Here is a 20619-nt window from a genome sequence, read left to right on the forward strand (position 1 = left end):
ATCTTTACATAAATGGCAATAGTTACGCGTACTGACGATCTACACATCTTTCTCACCGTGATCGACTGCGGCAGCTTCTCGGGCGCCGCACGCATTTTGGATATCCAAGTGGCTAAGGTGTCACGCGCGGTGAGCCGTTTAGAGCAGTCGCTAGATTGCACACTACTCAACCGCACCACACGCAAACTAGAGTTAACCGAAGAGGGCCGCCTTTTCAGCGAACAAGCCCGCACCGGTTTGAGCCAGCTTGCCGCGGCTGAGGAGCAGGTGCGCACACTGAAAAAAGCACCAGCAGGCCGTCTGCGCGTTGATGCTGTCACACCGTTCATCCTGCATCAGTTGGTGCCGCTTATGGCGGAGTTTCGGCGTCTCTATCCGCAGATTACATTGGAGCTTGCTGCCAATGAGAACATTATCGACCTGATCGAGCGTAAGACCGATGTGGCGATCCGAATCGGCGCGCTGCAAGACTCAAACCTCCATGCGCGTTTCCTAGGCCGCAGCCCTTTGCATATCGTTGCAGCACCAAGTTACCTTGAAGCCGCTGGCGAACCGCATACACTGGCAGCACTAGAAGATCATCAAATCATCGGCTTTAGCGATGCGCCCCACCTAAACAAATGGCCGCTCACATCTCCGCTCACCCTTACGCCCACCTTGAGTAGCAGCAGCGGCGAAACGATCCGCCAACTCTGCATAGCTGGCCACGGATTAGCTCTCTTGTCGGAGTTCATGATTGGCGATGATCTACGCCAAGGACGCTTACAAACCGTGCTCGCCAACCAAATCAGCACACCCAATACACGCGAGCAGGTAAATGCGGTGTACTACCGAAACACCAGCTTATCGCGGCGCATATCTGCGTTTCTCGACTTTATCGAGCCGCGCCTAACCTTAGCGAGCAACCTAAATTAACCCGTGATCCGCGCAACCACCTTGCCTAGCGTGCGCTGCTCTCGCAGTGTCATAAGCGCATCGCCAATATCATCAAGGGCGATAACATCAAGCTGCGGTACACGGATTGCGCCCATCTCTAGCAACGTCGAAAACGCGACACCCGCGCGTACGATACTATTGTGCCCTTTGACACCATTAACATGGCCAGAGCCTAAACTCAGTTGGTGAAAGCTCAACCCTTTGAGGAATGCACCGGGATACTGCTGCGCATTGATTGTGTCCACCAGCTCCACCATCTGCCCTTCAAAGCCTAGGCTCAGCGCGGCCAGCTTGGCATTCTCACCGCCAACCGCATCTAGTGCCGCTTCAACACCCTGCTGATCCGTAATCTGCATCACCTGCTCGGGAATGTTTTGCGTGCGGTAGTCCAGTGTGTGGGTCGCACCTAGCGAGCGCAGATAATTGTGCTTTTCTGCTGAGCCCGTGGCGATAATCGTCTCCACATCAAACCTACGCGCCAGCTGGAGCGCAAAGCTCCCCACACCACCGGCGCCACCCATAATAAGCAAGCTGTTGTGGGGAACATGAAGCTTGTCAACGAGCGCACGATACGCAGTCCAGCCTGCACAAGGCGTTGCTGCTGCGAGTGTTGATGCCACATTGGGGTGTGCGATTAACGTGCGGGCATCTTGGGTCGCATACTCAGCAAAGCCACCATGCGCTCGGCGCATATCCCCGTGGTACAGCACGTAGTCGCCCACTTTCCAATCGGTTACCGCATCACCAACAGCGCAGATCTCCCCTGCCACATCCAAACCGCCGACAAATTGATCATCCATATCTGGCACCATGGTATGCCAGTGATGAATTTTCGCATCGACGGGGTTAAGCCCGACGGCATGTACTTTTACGCGCACATCATAAGGGCTCTTGATCGGTGGCAAAGGTAACGTTTGCGTAACAAACCGGTCGCGATCTTTGCTGTAAGTAATTGCTTTCATGTAGCTTTTGTATCCGAATCTCAATTAAAAATTAGCTGGTGTATGCGCCACTTGAGTAGTGCAGCTCGTAACTATGGCTGTAGATCTCAACGATGTTGCCAAACGGATCTTCCATATAGATCATGCGGTACGGCTTCTCGCCGGGGTAATAGTAGCGTGGTGCCGGCATCCGCTTTTTACCGCCAGCGGCGACGATCTTCTCGGCCAGCTCCTCAAGGTTGGGATCTTGAACGCAAAAGTGGAATACGCCGGTTTTCCAATACTCAAAGTTATCTTCTGGGTTCTCTTGGTTTTTAAACTCGAACAGCTCAACACCTATCCGGTCACCGGTGGATAGGTGGGCAATACGGAAACGCTCCCAGCCTGCGCCGAATACATCGGTACACATCTCACCAATCGCCGATTCGTCTTCGGTGATCTCAGTGGGTTCCATGATCAGGTACCAACCCATCACTTGAGTGTAAAACTCAACGGCTTTCTCAAGATCAGGTACTGAGATGCCGATGTGGGAAAAAGTGCGTGGATAGGGCTGCATAACTTCACCTCATTCATATCTGTTTCGATTGAGTGAAAGCATAATGCCGCGCTACAATTACATAAAATTATGATTTGTTTTTATTTTGATAACTTAAAATTATGATAAATCCGATATGGTTGAAAACCTTCCAAACGCTTGTGGAGGTGGGGCACTTCACCCACACCGCCGAGCAACTTTTTATGACGCAGCCCGGTGTAAGCCAACACCTGCGCAAGCTTGAGGAGGCCTGCGGCCATCCCCTTATCCAGCGCGAGGGCAAGCGCTTCGAAATCACTGAGCAAGGCCAAGCCGTGTATCGCTATGCGCTTGAGCAGCAAGCCCAAGAGGCCGAACTCCTCGCCAGCCTAAGCGAAGACAACCCGCATCAAGGCATATGTAAGCTCTCCTGCTCTGGTGCCGTAGCCATGCGGATCTATGCGCCAATGTTGGCAAAGCAGCGCCGCCATCCAGGCCTACGCATCGAGCTGGAAGCCGCGCCCAATACCCGCATCATGCATCAGGTGCGTGAAGGTTTGATCGATATGGGCATCGTAACCAGGGCGCCAGAAGAGGCGCACTTTAAGGTCGAGCCGATAGGTAGCGAAACTCTCTGTCTCATCTTACCTAAAGCTCATACCGTGGATCAGCCTATCGCAAAAACACTGGGCCAGCTGGGCCTGATTGAGCACCCCGACGCGATGCAATACTTAGCGCTCTACTGCAACCAATGTGGCGATCCAGAGCTGGCTGACTTGCCACTGCATGAGCTACCACGCACAGGCTACATCAACCAGTTACATCAGATTTTACTGCCCGTCGCGCAGGGGTTGGGGTTCACGGCACTGCCCTACTCAGCCGTTGAGAGCTTCGCAGATCAAGACGCGCTGGTGATCCACTCACCAAACCACGCGGTGGTTGAACCTCTGTTTTTGATCACCAAGCGACACCGAGAACTGCCATCACGCTTCACCGCCATCAAGACCCTGCTGCAAGCACTGCTCGGGTAAGCGCCGTTAAAACCGGCCAAACGCGCCTAAGCTGCAATATTTTACAATCCACGATCACCTAAACGCGCCATCATCCCCTTTGCAAACCCACAGGCTTACAGGAACTCTCTTGCTATGGCATCCAACGACTCATGTATTGAAGATACCGTTAGTTTCACCAGCGATAACATCGCCGCTGCCGCACCTGAAATAGTGCAAGCGATGGCACAAGCCTGCCAAGGCAACGCGCAACCCTATGGCGGCGATGCCCTTACGCAAAACGTTGAAGCGCAGCTTAAAGCCATCTTTGAGTGCGATCTCCAACTCTTTCTGGTGCCGACAGGTTCGGCGGCCAACGCCATCAGCCTTGCGGCATTGACTCCTCCTTGGGGAGCGATCTTGTGCCACCAAGAGAGCCATATCAATAACGATGAGTGCGGTGCACCTGAGTTTTTCACCGCAGGTGCCAAGCTTATTGCTGTTGCAGGTACCCACGGCAAACTCGATCCACAAGCGCTTACCCAAGCCGCCCGCAACAAACGGGGCGATGTTCATTCTGTGGAGCCGACCACCGTGAGCATTACGCAAGCAACCGAGGTGGGTAGCATCTACGCGTTAGACGAGCTGAACGAGATAGGCCAGATCTGCCGTAATGAAGGGCTAAAGCTACATATGGATGGCGCACGCTTTGCCAATGCGTTGTCGGCGCTGGGCTGCACACCCGCTGAGATGACGTGGAAAGCCGGGGTGGATGTTCTGTCATTCGGTGCCACAAAAAATGGTTCCTTGTGTGCGGAAGCGATCATACTCTTCGACAAAAGCTACGCCCAAGAGATCGCTTTTCGCCGTAAACGCGGTGGCCACCTACTCTCCAAAATGCGTTTCCTATCAGCGCAGATGCACGCCTATCTGGCTGATGATCTGTGGCTAACCAACGCGCGCCACGCCAACCTGATGGCAGCAAGACTAGCAGCGGGTTTGTCGGCTTTGAGTCGCGTGAGCCTTATCGCACCAACTGAATCCAATATTATCTTTTGCCGTATGCCGACTAAGATGATCGCAGCACTTCAGCAGCAGGGTTTTCAGTTCTATCACGACCGCTGGGGAGATGGTATTGTGCGGTTAGTCACCTCGTTTGCGACCACGCAAGCGCAGGTTGATACGTTTATAGCAGCGGCAGCGCAACTCAATCAAAACACCGATTAGCTCAAAATTTATGAGAGATCAGATCCAATATCAGCATATCGATGCAAACTCCAACCTGATACTGAGCGAAGGCACCTACGCCAACTTTACGTTTAAGCCTCACTATCATCTGGATTACCACATCGGCATGGTGGTGAAAGGGGTGCAGCGCCAGCAGTTTCGTGGGCGCTCGGTTCTGCTGGGGCCGGGCAGAATCTCGATTATGCCACCGGGCGAGGTACATGATGGCAGCGCGTATCAACAAGACGCCTACCAGATGCGCACGTTTCGTATCGCACCCACCCTACTCGACAGCTACCTGTGCGAGCTACAAGGCTGCGAGAACGAGATCAGCTTTGCCGGAGCGATGCTGGAACACCCACAGCTCGCTGGCCGCCTAGACCAACTGTTTGCCGCGTTACAGCACACCCGCCAGACAACACTATCCAGTGAGACTGCTTGGTTTAACCTTTTTGAACCCCTGTTTGCAGAACTGAAAGCAGTTAAGCCCGCTACGGTCTCTGGCGGCTTATCCCAGACGCAAATGCGCTCAATTCGGGAGTTTTGCGAGGCCAATTTAGCCAGCAAAATTAGCTTGACGCAGCTAGCTAGCTTGTGCGGCTTGAGCCGCTTTCAGTTGCTGCGTCGCTTTGAGCGTACTGTTGGCCTAACACCTCACAACTGGCTCACACTCTTGCGACTAGAACGCGCTTGCTTACTGCTAAAACGCGCCACACTCACACTTGCTCAAGTCGCAATCGAGGTGGGCTTTTACGACCAAAGCCACTTTGTACGTACATTTCGGCAGTACTACGGCATTGCACCATCAAAGTATTGAGCAAAGCCTGCGTAACCAGAACAATAACCGCTGCTGCTTTTTCTTCTTTTGGTTACTCCTCCCAATAAAAAAGGCGCCTCGCTGGGCGCCTTATAAAACGGTTAACAATGCCGGTTATTTAATTTCGTAAACACTCGCTGTGCCGGATACTTCATTGCCAACAATCAGCAGTGCCGCGCCCGTTGGGCTGTGCTCTGCAGCAACAAACTTCATGCCCTCCGGTGCCAAATCGCCTGCCGCTGATACGTTGTTTGCGATATCTACTTGATAATCACGGTTGGTGAGGTAGTTCACAAAGACCGGCGCTTTAGGGTTAGTGATGCGGTACTGCATGATACCGCCCACACGCTCTAAACCGATAAATGCGTAAACTTCGTTACCGACTTTACCAATCGCGAGCGCTTCAGGCTCTGGGCCTTTATCGTCGGAGCGGTTATCGAAGCCGTTCTCATCATTGTTGGCATTAAAGCCCATCTCGCCCAACACAACCGCTGTGGTTTGTTCAAAGTCATCACCAGAATCAAACACCAGCTCGCCGCTATCGGCATTGAAGATTGAGAATGAACGGGTGCCAAACGCCACCAGCTTAGAGTAGCTCTGGCCATCTTGGTTTAGGCCTTCAGTGGTGATCGCTTTAAGGCGCCCAAGTACAGCACTATCTTGCAGCATGTCGGCATCTTGGAACACGCTGCTATCCAGCGTGAAGTCTTTGATGCGCGCTTCATCAATCCACGAGATACAGTCGCCATCATCATAGGTATGGCCAGCCTGCTCGCACTCGCTTTGCGTTACGCCATCATAGATATACTCACGCGAGTCGCCCTCGTTTGCCGTCACAAGATAGTTAACCCCATCAACACGGTAGCTTGCGATGGTATCTGGCATGTACGCACCATAAAGGTTGCTATAAGTGCGGATATTAATAGCGTCATCTTTATTGCTGGCATCTAAGCCGTTGCCGCTCACACCGTGATCCTTATAGCCAAGCCCCCAAATGCTATCAACGCGGGCTGTTGCAAGGTCGATCACGGCAACCGCGTTGTTCTCTTGCATCGCAACATAGGCTTTTGTGCTATCACTGCTAACGGCGATGTACTCAGGCTCTAGGTCTTGAGCAACCGTCGCATTTGGATGTGAGATACGCACCATCGAACCTAGCTCACTCGCGCGCGAGCCACCTTGGTTGAAGTCGCTAAAGGTGATTTGCGTGGCGGTATCTGCAGCAACGCCATTGTCGATCGCAATCAACGTCACAGAGCCTTCTGGATCATTACTGTAGTCGCTTGAAGGTTCACCTTCGTTAGCTGCTAGCGCGTATTTTCCATCAGCAGAGAACACGACGTTATCAGGCAGAGCACCGGCGATGACGGCTTTCTGGAACGTCGCTGTCCCGTTCTGATCTAGGCCATAAAATGCCACAGCACCTGCCGCTTGCTTATCGTCATTTTGTACCGCAATCGCCAGTAGATCGTTACTGATAGCTAGGCTATTGATGCCACCAACACTGAAACCTGACAACGCTTGCTCAACATCTGCCGTCACATCCAGTTGGTGACGCAACGTGAGGTTAGAGGCCGATAGCGGGTTCAATAGCGGCTGCGAGCCAAGGGTTGCGGTGTCTAAAATATCAACCGTGCTGTCCTTTGCATTGATCAGCAACACAGACTCACTGGCTTTGTGGTAGCCGACAATCTCCGCTTGGCTTTTATCTAACTGCTGATCAGCAGGCACATAACGGCCCACCAAATTCATGGCGGCATCGCCATTTAAGCTGTTGAGCGATGTTTGCAAGTGGCTCACTGCATCCTTTGCGGATACCGTGAGATAGGCATCGATAGCAGCGCTATCACGCCAATCACTAACGCTAGCTGGCAGTGTATCTGGAATACTCAGCGCGATACCGTTTTCAGCCACACTATCTGCATCCAAGCTTTGCAACAAACGCGCTAGATTCACCACGGCGGGGTTGTACGGAGAGCTAGCACCAAAAAGATCCAGCGGCGTAACCGTCTGCTGTGCTTTAACGGCGGGTAGTTGCAGGTTACCAATAGCGAAGGTGACCATCTCGCCAGCTTGGTAGGTAAACTCACCGTTTGCATTCGTTTCACCTGATTGGCTTGGCGTGCTGAAGCTCAGCCCCTGCACAGGAGAATCGACAAATCGGCCTGTGAGCGTTTTGTCATTATCGTTGTTACAACCGGTCAGCAAAGATGCCGCCAGTACGCTTACAAACAGGGGAGTACGTCTAACCTTCATGATATCCTCACACTTAGCTAACCTAAATCTTTGAATATCTTATGGCGCTAGTGTGACTGTTCTGTGACGTACAACGCAGGAAACTTTGGGTTTCTCACGCCTTCGCGGTTTTACTCTACATGCTATCAATATGTCGGCTGTGTTCCGCTTCTTCCAAAATCCAATCACGGAAAATGCCTGCATGAGGGTGTTCATACTGTTTGTCAGGGCTGACCAGATAAAAGGCTTCTGAGGCAGGAATACGCTCTTCAAGCGGAGCGATCAAACGGCCCGACTCAATCAACTCAGCCACCAAAGAGGTCCGTCCCAATGCGATACCGTAGCCTTGAACAGCCATCTCAAGTCCGGTAATCAACGTATCCAATTGGATGCTCTGGTCTGAATCGATATGGGGGTAGCCGGTCTGACTTAGCCAATAACCCCACCCCTCTTCATAGCCGATCACATGCAGCAAGGTGTAGTTGATTAAATCCTCGGGGGAGCTTGGCAGTGTGTCACCAATACTGGGGCTGCAGACCGGTATAAGCTCATCCCAAGAGAGCCGATCAGCACGAAAGCCACGCCAGCTGCCCTTGCCGTAGCGGATGTCTAAATCAGCATCTTTTTCGCTCTCTTCCGCCCAGATATTACTCGTAAAACGCAGCCCTACACTTGGAAACTGTTCACGGAAACGGCCAATTCTCGGCGCTAACCAGTTGGTAAAAAACACCAGATTTGTGCGTACGGTTAACGAGCGGTCGCGCCCTCGCCCAAACAGCTCATCCGTTGCCACAGCAAGGCGCTTAATCGATTCGTGCACGACTGGCAGATAGGCTAACCCCGCTTCGGTGAGCTCAAGGCCACGCGGAAGCCGCTTGAACAGAGTGACCCCTAACTGCGACTCAAGCCCCTTAATCTGCTGGCTGATCGCTGCCTGCGTCATATTTAGTTCGGCCGCCGCTTGGGTGAAGTTCAGATGTCTTGCAGAGACTTCAAAGGTACGCAGCCAATTTAAAGGCGGGAGTCGTTTTTTCATCACTCGATCCTACGGAGCTAATTTTATTATCGATACTGGCGCAAGCAGGCCTACAGATCTGTAAGCCTGCCATGTGGGCTGCGCGAGCCTACTTCATTGTTGGCATGGAGAACTCAGCACCTTCACGCACACCCGCAGAAGGCCAGCGCTGGGTGATGGTTTTACGCTTCGTATAGAAACGTACACCATCTGGCCCATAGGCGTGCAGATCACCGAACAATGAGCGTTTCCAACCGCCAAAGCTATGGTAAGCCACCGGTACCGGCAGAGGAATATTGATACCTACCATACCGACTTGAATATGATCCGAGAAGTAGCGTGCAGCTTCGCCATCACGTGTAAAAATACATGTGCCGTTACCGTACTCATGATCATTGATCAGTTGCATCGCCTCATCCATGCTCTCAACGCGTACCACTTGTAGCACCGGCCCAAAGATCTCCTCCTGATAACTCTGCATCGCTGGTGTCACACCATCAATGAGAGTTGCACCGACAAAGAAGCCCTCTTCATAGCCGCTTACTTGTGGTGCTCTGCCATCCACAACAACGGATGCGCCATCCGCTTCGGCACTATCGATATACCCAACCACTTTCTGTTGATGTTGGCGAGTAATAACCGGACCGAAATCATTGCTGCTATCGCTGTAAGCCCCAACTTTCAAGGTCTGCATGGCATCACGCATCTTGGCAACCAAAGCATCAGCGGCGGCATCCCCCACAGCAACAGCCACCGACAGCGCCATACAGCGCTCACCAGACGATCCGAATGCCGCGCCCAGAAGTTGGTTAACCGCGTTGTCCATATCCGCATCTGGCATCACGATAGCGTGGTTCTTCGCACCGCCCAGCGCTTGGCAACGTTTGCCGTTTGCATTAGCTGTCGTGTAGATATATTCAGCGATCGGCGTTGAACCTACAAAGCTCACCGCTTTGATACGCTCGTCGGTAAGCAGCACATCAACGGCTTCTTTATCGCCATTCACGACATTGAGAACCCCCTCCGGCAGACCCGCTTCATGCAGTAGCTGCGCAATAAATAGGGTGGACGATGGGTCACGCTCAGATGGTTTCAGTACAAAGGTGTTACCGCACGCAATAGCAAGCGGAAACATCCACATTGGCACCATCGCAGGAAAGTTAAATGGCGTGATACCCGCAACCACACCCAGTGGTTGAAACTCGCTCCACGAGTCGATGTTTGGGCCCACGTTTTTGCTGTATTCGCCTTTGAGCAGCTCTGGGATCCCGCACGCATATTCAACATTCTCGATACCGCGTTGCAACTCACCTGCCGCATCATGGCTGATTTTACCGTGCTCTTCACCAATCAATTCGCAGATGCGATCAGCATTCTGCTCCAGTAGTTCTTTAAAGCGGAACATAATACGGGCGCGCTTAATAGCCGGCGTGTTACGCCACTGCGGATATGCAGCTTCGGCAGCAGCAATCGCCTCTTCCACCGTCTGCTTTGACGCTAACGCCACTTGCTTAGATGCAAGGCCTGTTGCAGGGTTAAAAACTTCCTGCGTACGGGCTGCATCTGTGTTGATTTGGCCGTTTATTAGATGTCCAACAATGTTCATGGGTGTTTCCTCAAGATTGAATCGAGCAGCCTAATAACTACTCCTATGACTTAATTAGATGCGTGCCGATTGATCACCACAGCTGCTTATAGATGTCGATGATCTGCGCGTGGGTCGGTACTCGGGGGTTGTTATTCGGAGAGCCAGAAGCTAATGCTTGTTCGGCCATGGTCTCCAGCAGGTCAAAGAAAGCCGCCCGCTCAATCCCAAATTGGGCAGGCGTTGGCACCTGTAGCTCAGCGTTTAGGGCGCGCAACTCCTCGACTAACTTAGCGTTCGCCACTGCATCGCTTTCATGTTCATCAGCGACACCTATCGCTCGCGCACAATCGGCGTAGCGCGCTGATGCCTCTGGAATCGAGAACTCCGTTACAGCTGGCAAGAGCATGGCGTTAGACAACCCATGGGGCACATGAAACGCAGCACCAATTGGCCTGCTCATGCCATGCACTAGCGCGACCGAGGCATTAGAAAACGCAATACCCGCAAGGGTTGAACCTAACATCATCGCTTCACGCGCGGGTTTGTCGTTGCCGTCATGATAAGCGCGGCGTAGGTTTGGCCCGATTAAGCGCATTGCCGCAATAGCCTGACTATCGCTATACAAGCTCGCTTTTTTACTGACATAAGCTTCCATCGCGTGGGTCAGCGCATCAATACCGGTATCTGCCGTGATACGGGCTGGCAATGATAATGTGAGGTTATAGTCAACCAAGGCCGCAACTGGCATAAAGCCGGCCCCAACGCACAACATCTTCTCGTCACTTTGGTCATCAGTGATGATCGTAAACCGCGTGACTTCAGAGCCGGTACCCGCGGTGGTTGGTACCGCTATAATCGGTAGGCCAGCTTCATTAACGATGCTCGGAAACTTATAGTCGCGCATATCACCACCGAACTTCCCTAGAATTCCGATCGCCTTAGCACTATCGATTGGGCTACCGCCGCCGAGCGCGATAATACTGTCGTAGCTACCATTTTTAACGGCTTCGACGCCTGCTTGAATCGAACTGATGGTCGGCTCAGGCACGGTGTCATCAAATACATCTGCGCGTATCGATGCATCAGCTAAACTCGTTTGAATCGCTGCGGCATAGCCTAACTCCACCATCATCTTATCGGTAATGATGAGCGGCTTAGCACAGCCTAAGCTGGCGAGGACCCCAGCTATATCCCCGCTAGCACCTTCGCCTACTTGCAGGACACGAGGAAGAATGATTTGTGTAGACATAAGAACTCCGACACCCAGCCATGTGGGAAAAACAGTGTAATCATCGAAAGAGTGCCCTCCATGCGATGCCATAGAGGGCGTTTAGGTTAGGGGTTAGCGCTCAGGCACCAATGCTCCATCAGCTTCAGTTTCGATCTCGCGAGCCTCTTCAGCCACTGACGACTGGCACGGATTCACCTCCTCCTGAAGGGAGCGCAATAAACCGTAGGTCGCCATGATCGCGATGACCGAGAAGGGTAACGCCGCCACGATAGACGCTGTTTGTAGCGCTTTGAGGCCGCCGGCGTATAGCAGCACCGCGGCTACCGCACCAATCGCTAGCCCCCAGAACACACGCAGTCTCGCAGGTGGGTGTTCATTACCGACAGAGATCAATGTACAGATAACCAATGTTGCCGAATCTGCAGACGTCACAAAGTAGGTCACTAGCATGACGGTACAGATCGCTGCCAACACCATGGTTAGCCACTCATTGGCCACCATCAGCTCAATCGTTTTGAACAGCGCCATGGTAATGTCGTTATTCACCGCCTCAACAACACCACCTTGGCTATGCAACTCCATGAAGATGGCGCTATTTCCAAAGATAGTGATCCAGAAAGTTGAAAGTAGCGTTGGTGCGATCAAGACGCCTAATACAAACTCGCGAACCGTGCGCCCTTTAGAGATTCGGGCAATGAACATTCCTACAAATGGTGCCCAAGCGATCCACCAACCCCAATAGAAGATGGTCCACCAGCCTTGCCACTGCCCTTCAGGATCAGGGTCGACCCAAAGGCCAAGTTCAACCGCGTGAAGCAGGTAGTCACCGGTATTCGTGAAAAACGCACCCAGCAGGTATGCCGTTGGGCCAAAAACAACAAATAGCACCAGAATCAACGCCGTTAGCTGCATATTCAGCTCACTTAGAATACGAATGCCTTTATTCACACCCGTAAGCGCAGACACGGTCGCAATGATCGAGATAGCAACGATTAATATGACCTGATTGGTCGACGACACCTCAATACCCAGCAGGTAGCTCAGGCCAGCATTCATCTGCTGCGCACCAAGACCTAGTGACGTGGCAATACCGAAGACCGTACCAAACACCGCCAATAGATCCGCTATATGCCCAATGGGACCGTAAATGCGTTCACCAAAGATCGGATACAAGCTCGAGCGGATACTCAGCGGCAGCCCTTTACGGTAAGAGAAATACGCGAGCGCTAAACCAATCACTGAAAATAGCGCCCAACCATGCAAACCCCAATGGAAAATCGAGATGCGCATAGCAACTTGAGCCGCTTCTTGAGTCAGTTGCTGGCCTTCTGTAATTAGCGGATTACTCTGAAAATGGTAAATAGGTTCCGCAATACTCCAAAAGAGAATGCCGATACCAATACCTGCCCCGAACAGCATAGAGAACCACGAGAAATTGCTAAACTCGGGCCGATCATGGTCTTTACCAAGACGGATACTGCCGTAGCGGCTAAGAGAGAGCCAAATTGAAAAAAAGAGAAAGCAGCTGATAACGCCCACGTAGTACCAGGCAAGGTCTGAGGCAATGTAATTTTTTGCTGCACTGTAAAGCCCATTCGCATATTCAGGATCAACGATCGTAAACAGCACAAAGGCTAGGACCAGCAGCCCAGAACCAATCGCCATAATTGGCGACGTATCGGCAAGCAAGCCCCCTTTCGCGAGCATAGTTTCGTTACGCATGCTCTAACCCTCCCTTATCTCGGATGACCAGTACTGAGCAGTCGGCATGACGCATTACATGCGCCGCATTCGCGCCAAGTACATAGTCTTTCAGCTCAGGGCGGTGTGAGGACATCACAATAAGGTCCGCATTCACCTCTTTGGCGATACGTAATACTTCGCGAGGGACACTACCCTGCCCCACCGCAGCATGGGAGCGGATCCCAGTAGGAACCTGCTGAGTGATCAGCGACTGCAAATGCTGCAAGCCATCTTCGCGGATATGAGCGTCAATACCGTCGGGTAGATGCGCCGCAATGGCAGGGATATCTGCATTCGGCACCACAGTAACAACATGGAGATCGGCACTGTGGTTACGGGCGTATTCGATTGCTTCTGGCAACGAGGCGCGCCACGACGAGTCGTGGGCCAAGTCCACCGGAATGACGATATTCTTGTATTTATTATGCATGATTCGTCTCTTTGCTTGGGGTTCATGATTTTTATTCGAGCCCAATGGCATAAACCACTTCGGCAAACCTGTTGATGAAGTGATTTCACGGCCATTGTTATGAAATACCCCCGGCCGTGAAAAGAAAAAAAAAGAACCCCTAAGACCTAATTTTTTTTATAGCTAAAAATCATAACCACTAATAAACCATAAGAAATATCTAATATTTACCGAGCTTTAGCTGTAATTCGGCGCAAACCCCAAAACAAGCCATAAAAAAAATGACGCCTTAGGCTAATTTTTTATTGCTGGTTCAAAAAAAAATTCGTTCATACCATCTCCGGACCAGTCACCTCTACCGCAACGGCATTCAATCCTATCGGGAGCCAGACCGATGCAGGGTGCTGCGAACAGCGTTTAGCACAGACCGAGCGTCTGCTTAGCGAATGACAACTGCGCGTCCACCACCATCTGCTATCGGATTGGACGCTTTTTTTGACAGGATAAATCGAGATGAATAATAACAATCAACTACCTCTGAAAGACGTCCGTGTAGTCGATTTTGGCCAGCAGATTGCCGGTCCCGCGGTTGCGATGACACTCGCAGATTTAGGGGCAACGGTAGTGCATATCGATCCGCCAGAGGGCCCAATGTGGGACCATCCTGCCAATGCAGTGCTGCAGCGAAACAAGCATTGCTTACGGCTCGACTTAAAAACAGCAGCCGGACTGAATCAGGCGCTCAGCCTGATTGCCGAAGCCGATATCGTCATTGAGAGCTTCCGCCCGGGCGTAATGCAACGCCTGGGTATCGATTTTGAGCAACTACGCCAAAACCGCCCAGAGTTGATTACGCTTTCGGTACCCGGTTTTGCCAGCAATGACGAGCTGCGCCGCGAGTGGAAAGCAACCGAAGCGATTGTTGCAGCCACCTCTGGGGCCTTCACTGATATGGGCTTTAACCGTGTACTAATGGGCATAGAGCCAAGCTTCTCACCGCTGCCGCTCGGTTCCTCTTACGCCACCTCCCTTGCTGCAAGTTCAGTGGTACTCGCACTGCTAGAGCGTGAAAAGACGGGCCGCGGTGATAGCATTGAAGTGCCTGTGACAGCCGCGCTGATGGAGGGTTTATCCTATAACTCCTATGTGGTCGAAGGTCTGCCTGAGCGCTACAAAACCATGCGTGAGCATGAGATTGAGTATCGCAAAACCAACAACATCAAAATGAATCTGACCTACGCAGATCTTCAAGAGTACCTAGATCCCTTCTACCGCACTTATGAGTGCGCCGACGGCCGCAAGTTTTACTGTGTTTGCCCATCGCACCGCAACCACGCTAAGCGCGCCCTGATAGCACTCGGCATCTATGATGAGTTGATCGCTGAAGGCTTACCGGATGTAAAAGATCTCCACCAACCTATCGCTGAGTGGGAAGGTGAAACTTCGATTGGTGTTTACCCACTACCGAAGAAGTGGGCGGATATTATCTCAGCGAAGATGAAACAAGCTTTCCTGACCAAAACATCCGATGAGTGGGGACGCATCTTTGGCGAGGGCCAGATCCCCGGCGCACCGCACCGCACCACCCAAGAGTGGGTCAACGACGAGCACACCAATACTGCGGGCCTCATCGTGGAAGTTGATGACCCAGAGTATGGCCTGATGAAACAACCGGGGCCAATCACCTGGTTTGAACACAATGCCGAAGCGATGCTCACGCCTGCTCCGCGGCGCAATGTCAGCTATGAAGAGGCGCTCGCGACGCTGCAAAACGCTGCCGCGCAAGAGCCGCTATCACGCCCAACGGGTGACAATATTTTACCTGCCAGCGGCAAAGGTTGGCTTGATGGTTTACGCGTGTTGGATCTCACTAACGTCATTGCTGGCCCCCACTCTGGCGCATTCTTGGGCCGCTTCGGTGCGGAAGTGATCAAGCTTGATCCGGTAACGCCCTTGTATGATCCGCTGATCGGCACGCTTTTCACCTTCCAAACGGATATGGGGAAGAAGAAGGCGCTAGTGGATATCACCACCGATGACGGGCGCGAGGCGTTTAACCGTCTGGTTCGCTCAGTGGATCTTGTGTTGATCAATGCACCTGATCGTCAAATGAAGCCACTCGGTTTAGATCACGACAGCTTGCAAGCGGTGAACCCGGGTGTGCTTTTCTGCCGCCTTGACTGCCTCGGTGGTCCGCGCCCAGGCCCGAAAACAAACTACATCGGTTACGACGATATCATTCAGGCCAACAGCGGCATCATGAGCCGGTTCGGCGGTCCAGATACACCAGAAGAGCACGCGCACTTAGGAACACTGGATGTAAACTGTGGCTTCGCGGCAGGGCTTGGCATGGCGTTAGCGATCTACCACAAGCACAAAACGGGCATTGTATCGCGTACTCGTACATCCTTGTCGGCGGTTACTAACCTTGCGCAAGTGCCGTTCGCATTTGATTATGAGGGGCGCGCACCCTTTAACGAAGCCTCTGGCCGCGAAGCATTGGGCAACCATGAGCTGTCCTATTTTTACCAGACAGCAGACGGCTGGATCTTCCTAGACTCCAATACCCAAGAACTGCCTAAACTGGCGGCTATTGAGGGGTTGGCCGGTGTCGAGAGCACCAGCGATGTTCGCAGTTTCCTAACGGAAGCCTTTGCCCAAGCATCCACTGACTACTGGATCGACGTACTGCACAGTGCTGATATCGCCGCAGCAACGCCGCTATCGATCGAGACACTGCGTGAGCAGTACAGCCGAATCGCCGATGGTTCGCCGGGTATCGATAAGGGCAGCTATGCGTTCTCGATCTACCCTGACCACCCAAGCGGCCACTGCCTAACACAGATCGACCACTACTCGATCCGTCCGACGGAAGCGCGCATTAAAGCAGTCGCTCCAACTGAGCGCTTTGGCCACTCAACTCGCGAGGTCCTGCGTGAGGTGGGCTACTCAGATAACGAGATCGACGACATGATCGAGCGCAAGATTGCCGGCCTTGGTTGGGGCAAGGAGTTCTTACCGAGTTAATCACCCTTTGCAGGTGTATGTATCAATATGCACCTGCACTTTTATCCCGCACGCTCTCCTACTAGAAGCCCCCGCAGCCAATATACTTCAACCAACGGTTGAAACCGTTCCACCCGGTCATGCCCTACACGCACCACCTGCCCTTGGCTTACCCTAGCGAAACAATAGGGAGCCCTTAAACTATGAATGTATTAATTGTTTACTGGCATCCGGAACCGGCAAGCTTTAACGCAGCCATGTTGCGCACTGCGCAAAAAACACTGTTAGCACAGGGGCACGATGTTCAAACATCTGACCTTGGCGCACAATCGTTTAACCCGGTTTCCGGCCGCCATAATTTTACACTTGCGGCCAACGCTGAATACTTTAAGCAGCAGCACGAGGAGCAACATGCTGTTGAACAGCACTGCTTTTCAGACGACGTTGCCGCCGAGCTTGAGAAGCTCGCTTGGTGTGATCTGCTACTGTTCCAGTTTCCGCTGTGCTGGTTCGCGATGCCGGCGATGGTGAAAGGCTGGATCGACCGTATCTTTGTGTACCAGCAAACCTACTGCCAAGAAGCTCGTTATGAGTGTGGCCGCTTTACCGATAAGCAAGCATTGCTCGCAGTCACCACAGGCGACCCTAAGTGTATGTATGAGCCAGATGGCGCACATGGCGATATGCTGGGCGTTCTTAAGCCGATTCACCGCGGTGTCTTAGCGATGACGGGATTTCAGGTCTTACCACCGTTTATCGCCTATGAGCCTGCGGAACTTAGCGAGCAAGAACGCATCGTATTGCTAGATCAATATCAGTCGCGTTTAGAGAATATAACTCGCGATACGCCGCTGAGTATTCCACCGTTTAAAAACTAAGGAGACACCCATGACAACATCCTACACCCCACCAAAAGTATGGACGTGGGACAGCTCCAACGGGGGCGAATTTGCCAGCATAAACCGCCCTATCGCAGGCCCTACCCACGACAAAGCATTACCGACAGGCGAGCACCCATTTCAGCTGTACTCGTTAGCCACACCCAATGGTGTCAAAGTCACCGTCATGCTTGAAGAGTTGCTGGCGCTTGGCCACAGCGGTGCCGAATATGATGCTTGGCTCATCCGCATCAATGAGGGCGATCAGTTCTCGAGTGGCTTTGTGGATGTGAACCCAAATTCGAAAATCCCGGCGCTTTTAGACCGTAGCGCTGACGAACCCGTACGTGTTTTTGAATCGGGGTCTATCTTACTCTATCTTGCGGAAAAATTTGGCGAACTACTGCCAAAAGAGCCAGCAGCGAAAGCTGAGGTGATGAACTGGCTATTCTGGCAGATGGGCTCAGCACCTTATTTAGGGGGCGGCTTTGGCCACTTCTACGCATATGCGCCAGAAAAGTTTGAATACCCTATCAACCGCTTCACCATGGAAACCAAGCGCCAACTAGACGTTCTAGAGCGTCAGTTAGCAGATCATGCCTATATTGCTGGTGACGAATACAGCATCGCTGATATCGCGATCTGGCCATGGTATGGCGTTTTGGTGCAGGGCAAACTCTATGGCGCCGCAGAGTTCCTATCCGTTAGCGATTACCCCAACGTGATCGCGTGGGCTGAGCGGATTGCTCAACGCCCTGCGGTACAACGCGGCCGCCGTGTTAACCGTGTCTGGGGCGATGAGTCGGAGCAGCTGGCTGAGCGCCACAGCGCCAACGATCTGGACTAAACTTAACATAGACAGCTGCCCGAACACCGGGCAGCAACCACCCATACGAGATAAAGGGGCCTATCGCGCTCAATGATTCCAAACCAGTTACCCGTTTTTATAGCCGTAGTAAAAAACGGCAACTTCTCAGAAGCGGCTCGCCAGCTTGGTGTTTCATCCGCAGCCGTGAGTAAAGCGGTTGCGCAGCTTGAAAAGAACCTCGGCTTACGTCTGTTTCATCGCACAACCCATTCACTCACACTCACAGAAGATGGCCACGATCTATTCCGGCGCACCGGCCAACTGGTGGATCAACTTGAAGATCAGATCCGCCTCAGTACCGATAAGCAAAAAGCGCCGCATGGCCGCTTAAAGGTCAACCTGCCGGATAGCTTTGGACGCATGGTGGTGCTCCCACTGATCCCATCTTTTATCGAAAAGTACCCCGATATCGAGATCGACCTGCGCTTTGATGACCGCATCGGTGATCTTGTAAAAGAGGGCGCGGATGTGGGCATTGGTGTCATGTTGAACCAAGATAGCCGCCTGATCGCTCGGGAGTTTTACAAAGTCCAACCCATTTTGGTTGCAAACCGTTGCTACGTTGATAAGTACGGGATGCCAAAAACCCCATCTGAGCTTGTCGAACACAACTGTATTGCTTACCGCTCTTCCACCACTGGGCGCAAGAAAACATGGAACTTCCGTGTTGATGGTGAGCTGCTGCAAATAGAGCCAGAAGGCAACCTGATCGTTAACAACCTATCAGCTGCCGTCAAAGCGGTTGAGATGGGGGTTGGTATTGCCGCAGTGAGTATCGGGCATGCAAAAAACTACATTGAGCAGGGCTGTTTTTATCGTATTTTGCGCGAGTACGAAGCCGACCCAATCCCAGTGATGATCTACTACTCATCGCGCAACTACCTACCTGCAAAAACACGCCTATTTATTGATCATATGCTCGACCATTTCCATGATGAGCGAGAGATCAATATGGACGATATGATCCACGAAATTTAACTACAAAGGCTCCTTATGGGAGCCTTATCACTTAGGGTGTCAGTACCAGTTTGCCAACGTACTTCTTCTCCAGAAACACCGCTTGAGCTTGCTGGATATCAGCCAGATCAAAACGTGCTGCAACCTGAGGTTTAATCTCACCGGCTTCGATATAACGAATCAGATTGGCAAACACCTGCCGCGGCTGCCATGTGGAGCCGAACAGGCTCAGATCCTTCAAATACAGAGTGCGTACATCCAGCTCGACAATCGGCCCGGCAATTGCGCCCGATGCCACATAGCGCCCACCGCGCTGCAATACATCCAGCAGTTGTGGCCACTGGCCACCCGCCACAAGATCCACCACTACACTGACCGACTCTGAATCAAGCGCCTGCGCTAACGGTGCATCACGGGCGATCACCTCATCAGCGCCTAACGCTTCAACTTGGGCTTTTTTCTCAGCGCCACATATCGCGATCACATAAGCACCGCGGCGCTTAGCCAATTGCACAGCTGCCGAGCCAACTCCGCCGGACGCACCTGTGATTAACACCCTATCATTGGCATCAACCACTGCTTTTTCGAGCATTCCTTCTGCTGTCGAGTACGCACAAGGAAACGACGCCAGCTGTGCATTGGTAAGGTCGCTCTGGATAGCAAATGCTTCACGTGCAGGCGCCGTCGTGTATTGCGCATACCCACCGTCGCGCTCTGAACCAAACGTGATGAAAGCGTAGGTTGCTGCATGCTCACAGCTCGGATGCATCGGCCGCACCAGCACCCGCTCACCAATACGAGCCGCATCGACACCCGCACCCACCGCGATAATCTCTCCGCAGCAGTCTGCGCCTTGCACACGGGGAAAGCTCAGTGCCGCACCTGACCATGTGGCATTCCCAGCATCCACATCACTAAAGCCCTGAGTGGCACCTGTATCGGTGCCAGACTGCACCGCTTTGGAATACCAGCCGATACGGGTATTGATATCGGTATTGTTGATCGCACTGGCACCCACCTTGATCAATACCTCGCCAGCTTTGGGCTCTGGTACGGGAAGATCGTGACGGTACTCTAGTTGATCCAGCCCGCCGTGGCCGGTTAACACGACCCCACTCATTGTCGTTGGGATGCTATCTGTTGGCATGATTAGCGCCTCTTCTCGCTGTTATTGTGCAACATCAGGTTAGGCTAACGGCTTGCTCATAATTTCGTCAAACGAATATACTTAAGACCATAATTCAGTTTTATTGAACCACAAACTA

The 20619-nt window shown here is 52.4% G+C and carries 17 protein-coding genes; 8 read left to right on the top strand and 9 right to left on the bottom strand.

Annotated features, from left to right (window positions below; translation table 11 throughout):
* Window positions 1-12 precede the first annotated feature (12 nt).
* Window positions 13-915, top strand: a complete 903-nt coding sequence (locus tag EOE65_RS08245) for a LysR family transcriptional regulator (protein WP_127693839.1) — start codon at window positions 13-15, stop codon at window positions 913-915.
* On the opposite strand, the gene EOE65_RS08250 is transcribed toward EOE65_RS08245, so the two are convergent.
* Both EOE65_RS08250 and EOE65_RS08255 read right to left on the bottom strand, forming a co-directional pair.
* Window positions 912-1898, bottom strand: coding sequence for a zinc-binding dehydrogenase (locus EOE65_RS08250; protein WP_127693840.1), 987 nt, complete (start codon window positions 1896-1898; stop codon window positions 912-914). The genes EOE65_RS08245 and EOE65_RS08250 overlap by 4 nt on opposite strands.
* A 31-nt stretch (window positions 1899-1929) precedes the next feature.
* The gene (locus EOE65_RS08255; RefSeq protein ID WP_127693841.1) at window positions 1930-2433 is read right to left on the bottom strand and encodes a lactoylglutathione lyase family protein; all 504 of its coding nucleotides are present in this window, start codon (window positions 2431-2433) and stop codon (window positions 1930-1932) included.
* A 101-nt stretch (window positions 2434-2534) separates the two neighbouring features.
* Between EOE65_RS08255 and EOE65_RS08260 the strand changes: the two genes are divergently transcribed.
* The 3 genes from EOE65_RS08260 to EOE65_RS08270 all read left to right on the top strand — a co-directional run bounded on the left by EOE65_RS08260 (window position 2535) and on the right by EOE65_RS08270 (window position 5424).
* Window positions 2535-3422, top strand: coding sequence for a LysR family transcriptional regulator (locus tag EOE65_RS08260; protein ID WP_127693842.1), 888 nt, complete (start codon window positions 2535-2537; stop codon window positions 3420-3422).
* A 114-nt stretch (window positions 3423-3536) separates the two neighbouring features.
* On the top strand, window positions 3537-4607 hold the full coding sequence (locus tag EOE65_RS08265) for a threonine aldolase family protein (protein ID WP_127693843.1): 1071 nt from the start codon (window positions 3537-3539) through the stop codon (window positions 4605-4607).
* A 10-nt stretch (window positions 4608-4617) separates the two neighbouring features.
* Complete coding sequence (locus EOE65_RS08270) at window positions 4618-5424, top strand: AraC family transcriptional regulator (protein WP_127693844.1); 807 nt, start codon at window positions 4618-4620, stop codon at window positions 5422-5424.
* Between the two features lie 114 nt (window positions 5425-5538).
* Here EOE65_RS08270 and EOE65_RS08275 read toward each other — a convergent pair whose 3' ends face one another.
* From EOE65_RS08275 to EOE65_RS08300, 6 genes are all read right to left on the bottom strand, one after another.
* Window positions 5539-7680, bottom strand: coding sequence for a choice-of-anchor I family protein (locus tag EOE65_RS08275; RefSeq protein WP_127693845.1), 2142 nt, complete (start codon window positions 7678-7680; stop codon window positions 5539-5541).
* Window positions 7681-7795: 115 nt separating this feature from the next.
* On the bottom strand, window positions 7796-8695 hold the full coding sequence (gcvA, locus tag EOE65_RS08280; RefSeq protein ID WP_127693846.1) for a transcriptional regulator GcvA: 900 nt from the start codon (window positions 8693-8695) through the stop codon (window positions 7796-7798).
* An 88-nt stretch (window positions 8696-8783) separates the two neighbouring features.
* Window positions 8784-10280, bottom strand: coding sequence for a CoA-acylating methylmalonate-semialdehyde dehydrogenase (locus tag EOE65_RS08285; protein ID WP_127693847.1), 1497 nt, complete (start codon window positions 10278-10280; stop codon window positions 8784-8786).
* Between the two features lie 73 nt (window positions 10281-10353).
* Window positions 10354-11511: an iron-containing alcohol dehydrogenase gene (locus tag EOE65_RS08290; protein ID WP_127693848.1), complete on the bottom strand. Its 1158-nt coding sequence runs from the start codon at window positions 11509-11511 to the stop codon at window positions 10354-10356.
* A gap of 93 nt (window positions 11512-11604) precedes the next feature.
* Window positions 11605-13215: a BCCT family transporter gene (locus tag EOE65_RS08295; RefSeq protein ID WP_206052637.1), complete on the bottom strand. Its 1611-nt coding sequence runs from the start codon at window positions 13213-13215 to the stop codon at window positions 11605-11607.
* The gene (locus EOE65_RS08300) at window positions 13208-13666 is read right to left on the bottom strand and encodes a universal stress protein (RefSeq protein ID WP_164847056.1); all 459 of its coding nucleotides are present in this window, start codon (window positions 13664-13666) and stop codon (window positions 13208-13210) included. The genes EOE65_RS08295 and EOE65_RS08300 overlap by 8 nt, the downstream gene beginning before the upstream one ends.
* 492 nt (window positions 13667-14158) lie before the next feature.
* On the opposite strand from EOE65_RS08300, the gene EOE65_RS08305 reads away from it, so the two are divergent.
* From EOE65_RS08305 to EOE65_RS08320, 4 genes are all read left to right on the top strand, one after another.
* A complete protein-coding gene (locus EOE65_RS08305) occupies window positions 14159-16672 on the top strand; it encodes a CoA transferase (RefSeq protein ID WP_127693850.1) in 2514 nt (837 codons plus the stop codon).
* A gap of 182 nt (window positions 16673-16854) precedes the next feature.
* Entirely contained in the window at window positions 16855-17529 is a 675-nt protein-coding gene (locus EOE65_RS08310; RefSeq protein WP_127693851.1) for an NAD(P)H-dependent oxidoreductase, read from the top strand.
* Window positions 17530-17539: 10 nt separating this feature from the next.
* Window positions 17540-18376: a glutathione-dependent disulfide-bond oxidoreductase gene (yghU, locus tag EOE65_RS08315; protein WP_127693852.1), complete on the top strand. Its 837-nt coding sequence runs from the start codon at window positions 17540-17542 to the stop codon at window positions 18374-18376.
* A gap of 72 nt (window positions 18377-18448) precedes the next feature.
* Window positions 18449-19375: a LysR family transcriptional regulator gene (locus EOE65_RS08320; RefSeq protein WP_127693853.1), complete on the top strand. Its 927-nt coding sequence runs from the start codon at window positions 18449-18451 to the stop codon at window positions 19373-19375.
* A gap of 31 nt (window positions 19376-19406) precedes the next feature.
* Here EOE65_RS08320 and EOE65_RS08325 read toward each other — a convergent pair whose 3' ends face one another.
* Window positions 19407-20501, bottom strand: coding sequence for an alcohol dehydrogenase family protein (locus EOE65_RS08325; RefSeq protein ID WP_206052638.1), 1095 nt, complete (start codon window positions 20499-20501; stop codon window positions 19407-19409).
* Between the last annotated feature and the right edge of the window lie 118 nt (window positions 20502-20619).

The sequence above is a fragment of the Neptunomonas marina genome (assembly GCF_004005935.1).
Lineage (GTDB): Bacteria > Pseudomonadota > Gammaproteobacteria > Pseudomonadales > Balneatricaceae > Neptunomonas > Neptunomonas marina.